This is a genomic window from Rhizobium sp. 10PS4 (assembly GCF_032464805.1).
Lineage (GTDB): Bacteria > Pseudomonadota > Alphaproteobacteria > Rhizobiales > Rhizobiaceae > Rhizobium > Rhizobium laguerreae.
The window spans coordinates 143558-158528 of record NZ_JAWDIW010000016.1; the positions used below are offsets into that span (position 1 = coordinate 143558).

At 58.9% G+C, this 14971-nt stretch carries 10 protein-coding genes; 2 read left to right on the forward strand and 8 right to left on the reverse strand.

Translation table 11 applies throughout. The features are described 5' to 3' along the window. Positions 1–49 precede the first annotated feature (49 nt). On the reverse strand, positions 50–559 hold the full coding sequence (locus RWJ89_RS28100) for a nuclear transport factor 2 family protein (protein ID WP_225510616.1): 510 nt from the start codon (positions 557–559) through the stop codon (positions 50–52). Between the two features lie 40 nt (positions 560–599). Then, a complete protein-coding gene (locus tag RWJ89_RS28105; RefSeq protein WP_316031787.1) occupies positions 600–2078 on the reverse strand; it encodes an aldehyde dehydrogenase family protein in 1479 nt (492 codons plus the stop codon). A 500-nt stretch (positions 2079–2578) separates the two neighbouring features. On the opposite strand from RWJ89_RS28105, the gene RWJ89_RS28110 reads away from it, so the two are divergent. Next, on the forward strand, positions 2579–3490 hold the full coding sequence (locus RWJ89_RS28110; protein WP_131642984.1) for a LysR family transcriptional regulator: 912 nt from the start codon (positions 2579–2581) through the stop codon (positions 3488–3490). Positions 3491–3675: 185 nt separating this feature from the next. Here the strand turns inward: RWJ89_RS28110 and RWJ89_RS28115 are convergent, their stop codons facing one another. Together RWJ89_RS28115 and RWJ89_RS28120 are read right to left on the reverse strand one after the other, a co-directional pair. Next, positions 3676–7083 (reverse strand): class I SAM-dependent DNA methyltransferase, encoded by a 3408-nt coding sequence (locus RWJ89_RS28115; RefSeq protein WP_316031788.1) that lies wholly within the window; start codon positions 7081–7083, stop codon positions 3676–3678. Between the two features lie 308 nt (positions 7084–7391). Then, positions 7392–8057, reverse strand: a complete 666-nt coding sequence (locus tag RWJ89_RS28120; protein WP_316031789.1) for a hypothetical protein — start codon at positions 8055–8057, stop codon at positions 7392–7394. 127 nt (positions 8058–8184) lie between these two features. Here RWJ89_RS28120 and RWJ89_RS28125 point away from each other — a divergent pair, with 127 nt between their 5' ends. After that, entirely contained in the window at positions 8185–8829 is a 645-nt protein-coding gene (locus RWJ89_RS28125; protein WP_316031790.1) for a DUF6338 family protein, read from the forward strand. A gap of 401 nt (positions 8830–9230) precedes the next feature. Here RWJ89_RS28125 and RWJ89_RS28130 read toward each other — a convergent pair whose 3' ends face one another. The 4 genes from RWJ89_RS28130 to RWJ89_RS28145 form a co-directional block, all read right to left on the reverse strand. Further along, positions 9231–10847 (reverse strand): arylsulfatase, encoded by a 1617-nt coding sequence (locus RWJ89_RS28130; RefSeq protein ID WP_316031791.1) that lies wholly within the window; start codon positions 10845–10847, stop codon positions 9231–9233. A 201-nt stretch (positions 10848–11048) separates the two neighbouring features. After that, on the reverse strand, positions 11049–12965 hold the full coding sequence (locus RWJ89_RS28135) for a mechanosensitive ion channel family protein (RefSeq protein WP_316031792.1): 1917 nt from the start codon (positions 12963–12965) through the stop codon (positions 11049–11051). 15 nt (positions 12966–12980) lie between these two features. Further along, on the reverse strand, positions 12981–14006 hold the full coding sequence (locus tag RWJ89_RS28140) for an HAD family hydrolase (protein ID WP_316031793.1): 1026 nt from the start codon (positions 14004–14006) through the stop codon (positions 12981–12983). 2 nt (positions 14007–14008) lie between these two features. Continuing rightward, the gene (locus RWJ89_RS28145; RefSeq protein ID WP_316031794.1) at positions 14009–14971 is read right to left on the reverse strand and encodes a formylglycine-generating enzyme family protein; all 963 of its coding nucleotides are present in this window, start codon (positions 14969–14971) and stop codon (positions 14009–14011) included.

Sequence of the window (14971 nt, forward strand, 5' to 3'; positions counted from 1 at the left end):
AAACCTATTACATCAAGTTAGTGATCGTTGCCGCGAGGCAGACTTACATTCAGACAGTGATTTCGGACCCGTCTGGGTTCGCTTTGATGGAATACTCGCCGCCGTTTCTGAAACTGCGGACCGTTGCGAAAGTATCTTCCATAAACTGCACATAAGACAGCTTGCCGTTCTCACCGCGCGCCAGAACCGAAAAGGGCGACGTCACCGTATTGCCCAAAACGTTTGATGTGTAGGTGAACGTGCCGAAGATCGCTGCTCCGTTCTTATTTTCGAAGCTGTCCTGAATTTCGAAGGTGTCTGTCGTCCAGTAACGGCCGACATCGATAAAAGTCTGAACCAGCCCTTCGGTACCTTCGTTGGTACCGGCCCAAGGCATAATCCGCTTCAGCTCCGCGTGCTCATAGTTCAGCGAAACATAAATGAAATCGTCCGTCGTGAATTGTTTTACGAAATCCAAGTCAGTCGGGTTCGACAGGATCGACTGCAATACCCCCAACGGTGACTTGGGGGATGCAGGCTCGGCTTTAGACAACTTCTTAGCGTGCGCATTGATAGACATCGTATATTCCTCCTTCTAAGTGACTTTGGGAATTGAGGTGTCAGCGTTGCGCCAAGCCCGGCTTGAGCGCGATGTGCTTGTGTTCGATGAAATCGTCCAGCGCGGCCAGACCGTTCAAGCGGCCAACGCCAGACTGCTTGAATCCGCCCTCCTCGGTACCGTCGTAGACCCTCGCCCAGTCATTGATCCACACCGAGCCCGCTTCGAGCGCCTGCGCGACGCGCAAGGATCGATCTACCTCGCGTGTCCAGATGCTGGCCGACAGTCCGTACTCATTGTCGTTGGCAAGACGGATCGCTTCCGCCTCGTCAGAGAACCGCTGAATCGTCAGCACTGGGCCAAAAGTCTCCTCCTGTACGATAGCAAGACTGTTGTCGGAGACTTCCAGAAGGGCCGGGCGGAAGAAAGCGCCGTTTGCAAGGGGACCCACATTGATGGGTCCGCCCCGCTCGACGACCTTCGCGCCGGCTGCGATAGCGGCCTCGACCACACCATCGACCCGCGCAACGTTAGCGCGGTCGATCAGCGGGCCCATATCGCTGGAGGGGTCGGCGGCGGGGCCAACCTTGACGTTGCGCAATCTCTCCGCCAAGCCGTTGCGCACGGCCTCATATTTTCCATCCTGCACGAGCAAGCGGGACCCCGTCATGCAGAACTGACCGCTGAAGACAGTCAGCGCCTTTTCCAGTGCCGGCAAGGCGGCATCAAGATCTGCATCGTCAAAGACGATCATCGGCGTCTTGCCGCCGAGCTCCATTCCGAAACGTTTGAGGTATCTCGCGCCGGCGCTGCCAATGGCTCGGCCGGTACGGGTAGATCCGGTGAAACTGACGACTGGAACCTCCGGCGAGTCCACGAGATAAGCGGAGCCCTCAGGACCGCTTTCGAAAAACAGATTGATCACGCCATTCGGAAGATCCTCTGCTTCCGCCATAATCTCGGCCATGACGCTTGCCGTCTGTGCGACTTGTGCCGGGAGTTTGATGACGGTGGTGCAACCAGCAGCGAGCGCTGGGGCGAGTGATCGGATCGTCAGAATAACCGGAGAGTTCCAAGGTGCAATGACCGCCGCGACTCCCATCGGTTGCCGAAGGATCACGGAGATGCTCCCGGGCTTTGGTGTCAATGCCCGTCCACCTTCGACCAGGGCAGTGGCTGCCGAGTAGCGGAGTTTGCTCGCAACCATGTCCAGCTCGAATGCAGCTTCAGCCTTTACCTTGCCGTTCTCCAACGACAGAATTTCGAGTAGTCTGTCGCGATTGCGTTCGAAGGCGCACGCTAGTTGGTCGAGCACACGAGCCCGTAATTCATGATCATGCGCCCACATTGTTTCGCGAAAGGCTTTAGAGGCTGCTGCCACCGCAAATTTCGCTGCCTCAAGGCCGTAGTCGGGGTAGTGGCCGATTACGTTATAAGTCGCTGGGTCTATTGACTGTTTCAACTGACCTTCTTGGCATTGAGATCCGCTGATCCAATTGAAGGCTTTGCGGCTCGGTATGTTGTCGAGGGGCATCGTCATATCTGTGGATCCTTCCGCTTTCGAGTATCCGTCCGGAAAGGACGAGGCTAGAGCCGGTTACGTGATTGCCACTGCACCATTACCTGTTCGATTTTGCCGACAATTGTCCTGACTGCGGATTGGCTAACGTTTGTGACAATTGGCACGACCATGAGCGTTGCGCCCAGTACTCGCAGCGGCATTGGCCAATCCTGCATGCAGTCGCCTACAATCCAAACAATCAGAAGGACGCTTGGGTAGACGGCGAGCCACACCATCGCAGTCGTTTTCAGGCGTTCGAATATTACCTGCCGCAATCCTGTCATTACTTGCTTGATCCTTTACCCGGCGCGTTGAATGATCAACGACGGGGGACACGTGCATGAGTGTGAGACATGATTACTTCCTCCCAATGCTTAGCTCGACGTTCTAGTAGCGGTCTGCGCGAACAGTTGCTGTTGATATTGGAGAATCGCGGCTGTTGACGGAATGGGGGTCTTCGTCGCATCATACCGGACATAATGTCTTCAATCGTCTCAATAGAATCCCTTAGCGGCCTCGTCGCGTTTTCAGTCGCCGTCGAAACCGGAAGTTTTGCGGCTGCGGGAAGGAAGCTTGGTCTGTCTGCATCGGCCGTGGGAAAGGCGGTGGAGCGACTTGAGGCGCGTCTAGGCCTGCGATTGCTGAACCGTACGACCAGATCGCTAGCCGTGACCGGGGAAGGCGACATTCTATATCGATACGTCGCCCGCATATTGAAAGAACTGCATGACGCTGAGCAAGAGCTTCACTTGGTTCAAAAGGCACCCCGAGGCCGCATTAAGGTGAGTGTGCCCACAGTCTTAGGTCGCAAGATCATCATGCCGGCGCTCCTCGATTTTCGCATCCGCTTTCCAGATGTGACGACCGAGATCAGCCTCGATGACGTCAAGGTTGATATTATCAATGGTGGGTATGACGTGGTGCTGCGGCTAGGTGAGCTGGACGATTCGACGTTACGCGCACGGAGGATCGGACCACACACATTCATAACGTGCGCCTCGCCGGAATATCTTGCACACCGCGGCACCCCGCAAACTCCGTCAGATCTCCATAATCACTGCTGTGTTTTTTATCGTTTTCCAACCACCGGTCGGCCGGAAGTTTGGGCGTTCAAAAATTCACTCCAACTAACGCCAATCAAGCCCTCTGTCGTTTTAAATGACGGCGAGGCACTTGCATCCGCCGCACTGGGTGGCTTGGGAATTATTCAGGCGCCGAGCTATCTCGTAAGCGAAGACATTGCGGCGGGACGGCTTCAAGCTGTCCTCGCAGATTACACGGACGAACGTGGCAGCGTTTCGCTCGTCTGGCCCCCTATGTCAGCACGAGCGCCCAAAGTTCGCGCCTTCATTGATTTCATGGCCGAGCGCGTTTCCCAAAAGCTTTATTGAGTCGGCACCCAAGATTTCTGTCCACTGCTATGGGACAGATTGCTGTTTGGGATCGGTCTCAAGGGAAATGCTTTTTAATTCAAGCCACTTAACATCAGAAGCGCAGGAGCCGAAGGTCGTATCCGTTCAAGACCTGAGAGGCAGCCGTGAATTGACGACCACCTTAACATCTCAGGAACCGACGTTTACGCCACACGGCGCCAGCTGAAGCTTCTCCCGTCTGCGGTGGAAACCAGGCCCATTCGGAAAAGCGAGGCAAGCACGGCTGCGACAGCCGGACGCGCTTTCTGGCCCTGCTTGAAGCGCGCAGCGATGGCGCCGGCGTCTGCAAATGCACCTGTCTCGATCAACGCATGGATCACCAGCGCAGTCTGTTCGCTCTCGGCTGATGGAAAATTCGGCTTCGGCCCGGCCTTGACAGCCGCCGCCTCGCCAAATTCGGCCTCGATCTGTTCGGCCTTTTCCTTCTCGGAGCCGAAGCGGGGGATCTGGTAATCGGGACGCAGCCAGCGCACCAGCCCGCGCCGTTCCTCCTTCGCCCGCTCCCGATTCAGCTCGACCAGGCGGGTCAGAAGCTCTTCCTCGGGAAGATCTACCGGCCAGCCATAGGCCTGCGATACCGTAACATCCAGCCTGTCGTGCAGCTCCTTCAGGATCAGCAGCAGGCCGTCATCGAAAATGCGACGCTCTTTTTCGTTCAGATCATCCGGCTTCGTACCGGATTTCAGGCGCTCCAGCACATTGTAGAGCCCGGTCAGCGACAGATGCGCATGCTCGGAAAGCACACGCTTGCGACCTGCATCGAGGTCTTCGGCGATGGCGCCGATGGTGGCTTTCTGTTCGTCGGTGGCGGCGGGGAATGGGAAGGGGTCGAAGCAGCGGGATTTGACGTAAACGGAATCATTGCCGACGCCGAGCCAACCGCCTGTGCGCATCGCCCAAGGCACATGAAAGCGGGAGGATAGCACTCCAAGCGTGAAACCATCACTCAGACCGATGGCCACCAGCTTGTTATCAGGCAGGATCGAGGCGTCGAGGAATTGGAAGACGCGGTGTTTGGCGGTTTCGACGGTGGCGATGTAACGGGGGAGGTTGGCCAAAGCGGGGCGCAGATCTTTCCGCGCTTCTCCAAAAATCCACCAGTTGTCCCGATAGGTAGCACGATTGTTACTGTCGCGCTCGGGCTTCACTGTCGTCATCACATGCTGATAAACCGCAGGAAACTGTGTGCGCACATCCTCAGCAGTCAGACCAAATAGATCAATCACCATGACGCCGCGTGGACGATCCATGAGATCCCGACCATTGCGGTACACGCGCACGTGCTTTTCCAGTCCGACAACGCGACCCAAACCAAGATGCTTCGCTTCTTCCGGAGTCACGATGAAGCCCGCGCCGTGAAGCTTCATACCAGGTGAACAGATGGCCATGTTGGCCTTCAATTCCACCGCGCTCGTGACATCCACGCCAACAGTCAAATCCGCATTGATCTTGCCCTGCCGCTCCGCAAACAAAATCACCGGGCTGTCTGTCTCCAGCGCCTCCTCCTTCGTCACCTCCAGCAGCCGGCCTTCGTGCCTGCCTGCCTGCGCTACCGTCATGGCGATGCGCACGGCGGCGCTGTCGCGGGTCACCTTGGTCCATGGGTGATCAGCCACGGCCATGGTGAGCGAGAGCGGCTTCTTGGCGTTCAGATGCGGCTCCATCACCCGGCGCTGGAAGACCTGGCTGATGGAATTGGTGGTGACGAAGCCGAAGCGTTTCAGGTCACTCTTGGACTTCATCAGGATTTCCGCCGAGCGATCCCACCAGTACATGACGAAATCGGCGCTTTCGTTCATGTGCTTGTGCGCCTTCCACAGCGCTAGCGCATAGCCGCCGCCCATGCGGGCGCGAATATCCTTGCCGCCGACGAAGGGCGGGTTGCCAACGATATAGTCCGCCCTCGGCCAATCTGGGCGGCGCGGGTTCGGATAGGTCTCCTGGCCGTCCACCACCTTCGGCATGGGATAGCCATCCCATTTCAGGACCGAATCCATGCACTGGATGTTCTTGAACGCTTTCAGGATGGGTTCGGACGGGGCCACACCCTTGTTGCGGAAATGCCATTGTAGATGGCCGATCCACAGCACCAGTTCGGCAATCGCCGCGGCACGTGGGTTGACCTCCATACCTAGGAACTGGTGCGGGTCGACCGTATGGCTTTCGAGCGCCAGTCCTTCCTGTCCGCCGAGGTCTACCAGCGCCTCCAGCACTTCGCCTTCCAGCCGCTTCATTAACTCAAGCGAGACGTAGAGGAAGTTGCCGGTGCCGCAGGCGGGATCGAGCACGCGGGTTTCGCAGAGTTTTTCGTGGAAGGCGGCAACCGTTTTGATCGCCGCTTCCGCCTTACCCTCAGCCTTCTGCCGGTCGGCCGTTGAGCGGGCATTGTCCCACTCGGCGCGCAGCGGATCGATGACGGTCGCAATTACAAGCCGCTCCACGTAGGCGCGGGGCGTATAGTGGGCGCCGAGCTTTCGACGGTCGGCGGGATCAAGCGCCTGCTCGAGGAAGGTGCCGAAGATCGCCGGCTCGACATCCTTCCAGTCGTGGTTGGCGGCGGCCAGTAGGTCGGTAATCTCTTCCTTGGCGAGCGCCAGCGCGCGGCGGTTCTTGAAGAACTCGCCGTTGAACTTCTTCACCTTCTCCCGGATCGTCGCGGTAAATGCACCTTCGTCCATGGCCTTCCAGAGGTCCTCCATCATGCCGGGGAAGATCTCGGGTTTTTTCACGCAGTCCTTCAGGAGCTCCTTGAAGCAGTCCTTCGGTAAAAGCTCGACATCTTCGGCGAACATTGTGAAAAGCATGCGCATTAGAAACATAGCCACCGCATCCGTCGCGTGGCCGGATTTTTCCAGCGCTTGGCTGACACTGGCAATGCGCGTGGCAATTTCGCGAGTGACCTTGGCGGCATGACGAGAGGGGTCCAGCGAGACCGGGTTGGTCCAGATGGCGGTGAGCCGCTGGCGGATCTTCTCGTCGCGCAGGTCTTCCAGGTAGATTCGGAAGGAGCGGCGATCCGGAAACTGATCGTAGGCCTTCCCATCGCGCCGGAAGTTGGCATAGACCTCGATGGCGTGGCCGACATCGCAGACCAGTACGAAGGGCGGCGGCTCATGGGCGGCCGGAAGCAGACGGACATAGTTTTCCGCTTGAGCGCGAGCGTTCATCATGAGCACGTCCCAGGCGCGGTCCGCGCTGGCACGGCGCCCGCGCGGGGCGCTATCCATGCCCGGCGGCTGCGGCACGTCGCCGATTTTCTTGTCACCTGTGATGCGGCTCTGCTTGGCCTCCAGCACGAAACAGTCGCGCTTGTAGAGATCGATGCGCTTGTAGGAAACGGTCCCGTCGCGGGCCGTGTCCTTCAGCAGCCGCTCAAAGACGTAATCGTTGCTCTCATGGCTGGCGCTGGCTGTATCGGGATGCGAAAGGCCGAGGAGATCGCAGAGCTCCACGAGAAACATGCCGTAATTCGCCCGTTCCTGGCCGCCTTCCTGGCCCTGCCATCGCTTGATGAAAGCTTCTACTCGAACTTGCGTGTCTTTTGTGCTCACTCACGTCCCCTTGGGCTCCTTGATCGCGGAGCCGCTCCGTCGAGCCTTTGATATTGCAGATCGGCTAATTTTAGAACGGAAAGTTCGTCAAGCGCAGCGAAGATTTAGATTCAACATGACCCCTCTCGCTTGAGAGAGTATATTCAGTTCGTGGCCGTGCGGCGCCAGGTTATGGTGGTTTGCGGGACGATGAGGTTCCCTTTAGGCGGCTTTGGATGCGGAGGGTTTATTGTCACGTCGCGCATCGATCAGGACGACGTCCGGGCTATCTGCCAATTTGAGATCTTTCAGGATCTTCTTGACCTTTGCTAGCTCGACCGCCGTGAAATAAATGATTGCCTTGATGCCATGCCTTGGCACGCTCCTTCTTTGTTGGCTCGGGCTGTTTTTTTTCCTGGCTGCTTAGGCCGGCGCTTTAGCTCCGTTTCGAAGTAGTTGAAGACGGATGCACGCAATTGTATGTCGGGGATCGCGGTGGGGATGTTTTCGAACCCCTCGATCAGATCATCCTTATTGATCCAGTTCTCGTCGCGAGTAAGCATGTCCTTAGGCGACAGGATCACATAATCCCCGTTGACCCATGGAAGCTTGTATTTCGCTCGCGCCCACGTTTGTGTCTGGAAGTTGAAACGCGCCCGCTCAACCCAAACCTCTCGTACCGCCGTCGGCGGCAAGTGCTTCGCGGCAAACGTCTCTGTGTATTTGCAGAGAAAATCTTTGATCAGGTTGGTCGTGAAGTCACTAATGTTGTCGCGGCCGACGCCGTCCGACACCAGGCAAACCTTCTCAATATGGCTGCTCTCAGTAATCTGTTCGTCGCCAAAGTTCGCGAAAATTACATTGAGGTTGGCGTGTAAGTTTCGCGCGAAATCCATGCCAAGGCCAGCACCTCCGTTTCCTGAGACCGAAAATCCGAGCCAGTTCTGCTTTACCTCTTTGAAACAGTACCAATTTCGGAGGTCGCCATCGCACAACTGTTCTCCAATACCTATGTCTGACGCCGCAACCCTCTGCCACTGACGGAGCCGAGATCGCGAGTCTTCACATTTATGGCCGCGGAGCAGATGTTAAAGGAAATGTTGTTCGATTCGAGGGAATACTTTGACGCCTAGCCCGTTCCTAATTCAGCTCGCGCTGTTGTTTCTACCAGGGGTGATCTGGTCGCATCTTGATGCCCGCTTTGGCTCCAGATCCGGGCCGACACAGATCGAGTTCGTGTTCCAGTCGTTTCTTTTCGGAATGGCCAGCTATGTCGTCGTTTATGCAGGATACTGGCTGTTCGGATTCAATTTCATCATCATTGATCTGTCAAAAGTCGAGAGCCAGAATCTCTTGACGAGTGCGATTGTCCTACAGATCGCGATCGCCACTGTTGTCGGCTTCATTCTCGGGATCATCTGGCTCTATGCCGTGAATTACAAATGGATGACCCGATTTCTGCAGACGATAGGGGCGACGAAAACTTATGGTGACGAAGACGTGTGGGACTTCACGTTCAACTCTTCCGATGCAACTTCCGAGTACGTTCACGTTCGCGATTTCGAAAACAAGATTGTGTATGCGGGTTGGGTGGCTGTGTTTTCCGAAACCGGCAAAATGCGTGAGGTAGTTCTTCGAGACGCGATTGTTTACGATTTTGATGGCTCCCAATTGTTTGCTAGCCCAAGAATTTATATATCTAGGAAGCCTGAAGGGATGCATATCGAATTCCCCGCGACCCAAGCGAATACCAAGGAGCTTCAATGAGCGGCAACCCGAAGACGCCAAATAACGGCAACTGGAGCATTCGGCCGGTTAGTGAAGGCTATGTCAAAAAGGGTGGCCTGAATCCACCAACGTCGCAAGTCGTGTCGCGGCCCGCACCGCCCGCTCCGATGCGGCCTGCTCCAGCTCACCCTTCCCCGCCAAAGCGCTGATTTCCTTAATTGCTCCGTACCGCGACATAGCTTCAGAGACTGGGCCGAGCGTTCGACTCCCATCAAGGCGGGCATCGCTGGCTTTTCGCAATGCAGCTTCCCAAGAGGATCATCGCCGGGCCTTTTTCACAGCCCTTCACCGTCTTCTCGTTCCGAACAGTTCCCGACGCGCTCCATGGGATCGCGTCGGGAACTGTTGCGATTGATTGAATGCGAGATAAGAACACCTCTTTATCTCGATGCCGGAGAGGACAACTGTTCCACGACCTTGTCGAGATTGAAGCTCGCGGGTTTTTGTCTCGGCGGGAATTCCTTGAAACTGCTCAACCAATTTGCCGCCAGCGCTTGCAAGGGAACCTGAACAAAGGCGTGGTCCGCCAACCATTTGTCGTAAAGAATTGACTCGTCTCCCCGTTCGAAGGGATCGGCGCGCAAGTTGAATAGCTTCGGAATCCGCAGCTCTTCAAAACCACGCATCCAGACGCCGATGCCCTCATGGTTCTGTTCCATGAAGACGGCCTTCCAATGATCATAGCGAAGCGAGACAAGCTGGCCGTCATCGTTCCAGTAGATGAATTCGCGCCGCGGCGCGTCCTTCACCTCACCCCTGAAGAAGGGGAGCAGATTGTAACCGTCGAGATGGACCTTGAAGGTCTTGGTGCCGAACTGACCGCCCTTGAGGCACTTCTCGACGACGTTCGGATCACCGCCTGCGGCTGCGAAAGTCGGGATCAGGTCATAATGCGCGAAGGTTTCGTTGAAGACGGTTCCGGGCTTGATGGTGCCAGGCCAGCGGATCAGCATGGGAACCCTGTATCCCCCTTCCCAGTTGGTGGCCTTCTCGCCGCGAAACGGCGTGTTGCCGCCATCCGGCCAGGACATCACTTCAGCGCCGTTGTCGGTCGTAAAGACGACGATGGTGTTGTCAGCCACCCCCAGCTCTTCGAGCTTCTCGAGCAACTGCCCGACATAGCCGTCCAATTCCACCATTCCGTCCGGGTATGGCCCCAGACCCGTCTTGCCCGCGGATTCGGGCTTCAGGTGAGTCCAGACGTGCATCCGGGTTGGATTGAAGTAGCAGAACCACGGCTTATCGGCCTTCTGCTGCCTGTCGATGAAGTCCATTGCAGCGCCGAGAAATTCCTGGTCCACCGTCTCCATCCTCTTGGTGGTGAGCGGTCCGGTGTCTTCGATCCGTCCGTCGGCCGACGCCTTGATGACGCCGCGCGGCCCGAAACGCTTGGCGAAGTCCGGATTCTTCGGGTAATCGGGGTTTTCCGGCTCTTCCTCAGCATTGAGATGATAGAGGTTGCCGAAGAACTCGTCGAACCCATGGCTCGTTGGAAGGAACTCGTCCTTGTCACCCAAGTGGTTCTTGCCGAACTGCCCTGTCGCATAGCCGAGTGGTTTGAGAAACTCGGCAACGCTCGGATCCTCCGCCCGCAGGCCAATGTCCGCGCCGGGGAGCCCGACTTTTGTCAGACCCGTTCGAATGGGAGATTGCCCGGTGATGAATGCGGCACGACCGGCCGTGCAGCTCTGCTCGCCGTACCAGTCCGTGAACATCGCGCCTTCGGTCCCGATGCGGTCGATGTTCGGTGTGCGGTAGCCCATCATACCGTGGTTGTAGATGCTCGCATTGAACCAGCCTATGTCATCCGCCATGATCACGAGGATGTTCGGCTTGCGCCCCGTCCCGGACGACGAAGCTTGCTGCGCTAGGCCCGCGCTAGGGGTGGCCGCCGAAAGCGCACTTGCTGCAAGCGCAGTGCTTGCCACCAGCAGATCACGTCGACTGAGACCCTGCCGAACGCCACTTGATGAAGGGATCGTCTTCTCGTCTGCCATTCGCCTGTCCTCTGTGCCGAAAGCCAATTGGAACCGGGCGTCACGGTAACGGTGAATTGAAACGACGGAAGTATGTTACGGTAACAGTGACGCGGAGTAACAGTTACAGCGTGGCGGCTCTTGCCTTCGATGCGCTCTGCCAGCTCGCGCCGTCTGTAGGCAGTCTACGTATCGAGGACCGACGCGACCGATCAGGTCAAACTAACCCTCCGCCGCCACGGCCTTAGTCTGCTGTGCCCGAATTGCTGTCGCGGCCGCCGCGGCGCCGTCCCTGTCCTCGCCGCCGACTTGAACCGAAGGCGTCGCGAAATCGATGCCGTTCTCCTTGAAAGCTTCGCGAATCTTGGCGTAGGCCTTGCGTCGTATGTAGGTCTGCATGCCGGGCACCGTGGTCATCGCGAAGCTGAGGACGATGCCGTAGTCTCCGAACTCCTCGACGCCCTTCATTTTCAGAGGCTGAATGAACAGCGGTCCGAGTTCCGGATCGGCCTGCAGCTCGGCTCCAATCTTCTTCGCAAGCTTGCGAGCCTTCTCGATGTCGGCGTCGTAGCTGACATTGACGCGAAACTTGTCGATCACCCAGTCGCGGCTCATGTTCTCGACGGCGCCGAGCTCGCCGAACGGGACGGTGAACACGGGGCCGCGATGATGGCGCAGCCGCACCGACCGGAGACTGAATCCTTCGACGGTCCCCTTGTAGCTCTTCGCCTGGATGTATTCGCCGACACGGAAGGCGTCGTCGAGCATGTAGAAGATCCCGCTGATCACGTCCTTCACAAGTGTCTGCGATCCGAAGCCGAGCGCCACGCCGAAAATGCCCGCGCCCGCGATCAGAGGTCCGATCTCGACCCCGATTTCCGCCAGCACGATCAATCCGGCGACGACCGCGACGACGACCGCAAGCACGTTCCGGAAGATCGGCAGCAGGGTACGAAGCCGCCCGCGCCTGGCAGCCTGCGACGGATCGTTTGCAGCTTCGGCATGAACGGAAAGGCTCCGGTCGATCCATGACTTCGCGAGATGCCATGCGAGATCGGCGAGCAGCAGGACCACGATGCTTTTCAAAAGCCCGTAGGACACCGAGGCCACGGCAGGGTCGCTATGAACCAGGGAGTTCGGATCAAGTCGCCACACGACCGCCAGCCAAGCAACTGCCGCGGCCACTACGACGGCGCGACCGCCGCGGACAAGCAGGACGCGCTTGATGCTGCCGGGTGTGGAAGGAAATGCTTCGTCCGCAGCACGGCCTGCGAAGCGAAGCGCCGAGGGCAGGGCAAGTGCGTAGACGCCCACCCAGAACAGGCCCTGCAGACCGGCGCACCAGAGCATCCAGATGACGAAGAAGGCGAGGCATAGCGCGACGCGGGTACGGATAGGTCGTCCGGAGCAGGAGACGACGCCTTCCACCGCCAGAACAAGCAGAACGACCGAAAAGCAGAACGAGATCGCCTCGATCGTCGCCGGATCGACCGACAACGGCCTGCCAAGGCTCGCGAATGCTACCGCGATCCCCGCAACTGCGGCAAGGGTCTTTGCTCGTATTCGGACCGAGGACGTCAGCAGCGCTGCGTCGAGAAACGCGGCGATCGCTCGGTATGCCACCAGTGCCAGCAGCGACACGAGGAGGACGATGCGTGGAAGGGCGGGCCAGCCGAATGTGAAGAAGACCACGCCCATGGCCGCGGCGAACACGCCGATCGCCAGCAGGCGTTCATGCAGTCCCTCCGCGCGTCGCCGCGACCGTGCGAACACCCGCTCGGCGAAAAGCCCGATCGCCGTCAGCCCGAGGAAGACTACGAACACCGGCAGCTTTCCGTTGGACAAGGCGTCCGCCCTGGTGCGTGCAGCAGCGGCCAGAACCTCGCCGGGAATCCTTGGGATCGCCGCGATGACGCCATCGATCCTGGCCCGCGTGGCCGCCTCCCATGTCGCCAGCCCGGCGTCCGCTTCCTGGACGGCTCCGGAGGACGGGCCGGGCGCTTTCTCCAGCCATGACCGAACCTCGGGATCCTGCAGCAGCCGCACGAGATCGTCGACCTTCTGGGGTCGCGGGACCTCCTGCGCGTGAACAAGGGATGATATCGTCAGGGCCATGAAAAGCGCGGCGATCCAATTCATACGGATATCCCCCGCCTATTTATCGAACGCGAAGACTCGTCTCCAATCGGCCTTCATATCGACGACCAGCCAGTTGCGGCGCTCAGCCTCGTCGAGAGCTTTGTCGAGTCTGCCGATATGGCTTTGCCGATCGTAGGCGACCTCGCGAGCGGCGTCGGTATGGTGGACGATCATCGCGAAGTTCGGACCGTTTGCGGCGCTCACCCAACGCAGCATTTCGTAGTCGCCGTCGGAATTGCCCGCTGCGAAGATTGGCCTCCTTCCGATGAATTTATTGATGCCGGCCGGTTTGCCGGGGCCATCGTCGACGAAGTCGATCTTGGGGAGCCGTCTGAGGACGGGAACGTCGTCGACGACCGCGAATTCGGTCGTGATCGTGCTGCCGACGACCTGTTCCGGAGGGATGCCGTACATTTTACCGGTCATCGGCCGCATGAATTCGACGCCGCCGCCCGAGACGATATAGGTCTTGAAGCCATTGGCGCGCAGATAGTCGAGAAGCTCACGCATCGGCAGATAGGTCATCTGGTCGTAGGGCTTTCCAGTCTGAGGATGCCTGGCGCTCGCAAACCAGTCGGCAACGATCTTCGAGAACTCATCGGTGGTCATGCCGGCATGCGTCGTCATGGCGAGGTCGACGACACCCTTCGCGCCGCCTTTGAAGACGCTCCCGAGATCGCCTGCGAGAACCGATTTGAACGGCTCCGTCTCCTTCCATTCCGGGTGCTCCGGCGCGAGGGCCTTGATCCGGTCGAACACGAAGGCGAGCTGGTTGTAGAGCGGCTGTTCCGACCACAGAGTGCCGTCGTTGTCGAAGACCGCGATCCGGTCTTCGGCTGCGACGAATCCTTCCCCGCCAGCGGTCGTCGTGGCTTTCACGAAGTCCATGATCCGCGCCTTGGCAGAGGTGTCGTTCCACGATGGAAGGCCCTCCTGCGCACCGGTCGCCGTGACCGCACCACCGACTATCAGAAGCAGGGCGACCACCAGGGACGCGAGCAGGGTGCCGGATGCTTCCAGACGCATGCTTCTTATTCTCATCGTCATTCTCCTCTGGAGCGCCGCACGCATCGGAATCCGACATGGCTGGTGGAAGTATCCTCGGGTTCGGCGTGGCGGGCGGCAGGGCGATAGCGCCGGCAGTAGTTCGGCGCGCAGAGGTGCGAGCCACCCTTCAGCACACGCCGAGCAATGCCGATCGCGGGCTGGCGGGGGTCGTAGCTCGCTTCGACGTCGATGCTGCGTGGATTGCTCGGGATGCAGCACGAGTGCTTCGCCGGTTCCGGATGACGCGTCGACCAGTAGTCGCTCGTCCACTCCCAGACATTGCCGATCATGTCGTAGAGGCCATGGCCGTTGGAGGGAAAGGATCGGACGGCCGAGGTCCGTTCCTGCCCCCTCGGTTTCGTCGAGTGCGTCGGGAACGTACCGCTCCAGGTGTTGGCCATCGCGACGCCTCCGGGTGCAAGCTCGTCGCCCCACGCGAATTCCGCATCGTCCGCTCCGCCGCGGGCGGCCAGCTCCCATTCCGCTTCGGTCGGCAGGTCCATTCCCGCCCACTTCGCATAGGCAAGAGCGTCGGCGAAGGCGACGTGCACGACCGGGTGGTCCAGCCTGCCGCGGAGATCGCTCAAGCCGCCGAGCGGCCGCCGCCACGTCGCACCGAACTTGAACGTCCACCACTGCGAGATATCAGGCCCGTCTACCGACTTCGGTTGGGTGAAGACGAGCGAACCGGCCCTCAGCATTTCCGGCTTTGCGCCCGGATAATCCCTGGGATCAGGCGTCTTCTCGGCGACGGTGACATGCCCCGTGGCCTCGACGAATGCCCTGAACTGCCTGTTGGTGACCGGCGTTTCCGCCATCCAGAAGCCGTCCACCGTCACCGGATGGGCCGGAGCCTCTTCCGGATAGTGATCGTTCGACCCCATCGTGAATGTCCTCCCCGGAATCCAGATCAAGCCGTCGCGCCGGGCTGCCGTCGTGTCCTCGAATGCCAAAGCCAT

What these genes read in the sequence shown, in the direction of transcription:
- RWJ89_RS28100 (WP_225510616.1), bottom strand. Translation starts at nt 559, where the DNA reads ATGTCTATCAATGCGCACGCTAAGAAGTTGTCTAAAGCCGAGCCTGCA.
- RWJ89_RS28105 (WP_316031787.1), bottom strand. Translation starts at nt 2,078, where the DNA reads ATGACGATGCCCCTCGACAACATACCGAGCCGCAAAGCCTTCAATTGG.
- RWJ89_RS28110 (WP_131642984.1), top strand. Translation starts at nt 2,579, where the DNA reads ATGTCTTCAATCGTCTCAATAGAATCCCTTAGCGGCCTCGTCGCGTTT.
- RWJ89_RS28130 (WP_316031791.1), bottom strand. Translation starts at nt 10,847, where the DNA reads ATGGCAGACGAGAAGACGATCCCTTCATCAAGTGGCGTTCGGCAGGGT.
- RWJ89_RS28135 (WP_316031792.1), bottom strand. Translation starts at nt 12,965, where the DNA reads ATGAATTGGATCGCCGCGCTTTTCATGGCCCTGACGATATCATCCCTT.
- RWJ89_RS28140 (WP_316031793.1), bottom strand. Translation starts at nt 14,006, where the DNA reads ATGAGAATAAGAAGCATGCGTCTGGAAGCATCCGGCACCCTGCTCGCG.
- RWJ89_RS28145 (WP_316031794.1), bottom strand. Translation starts at nt 14,971, where the DNA reads ATGGCTTTGGCATTCGAGGACACGACGGCAGCCCGGCGCGACGGCTTG.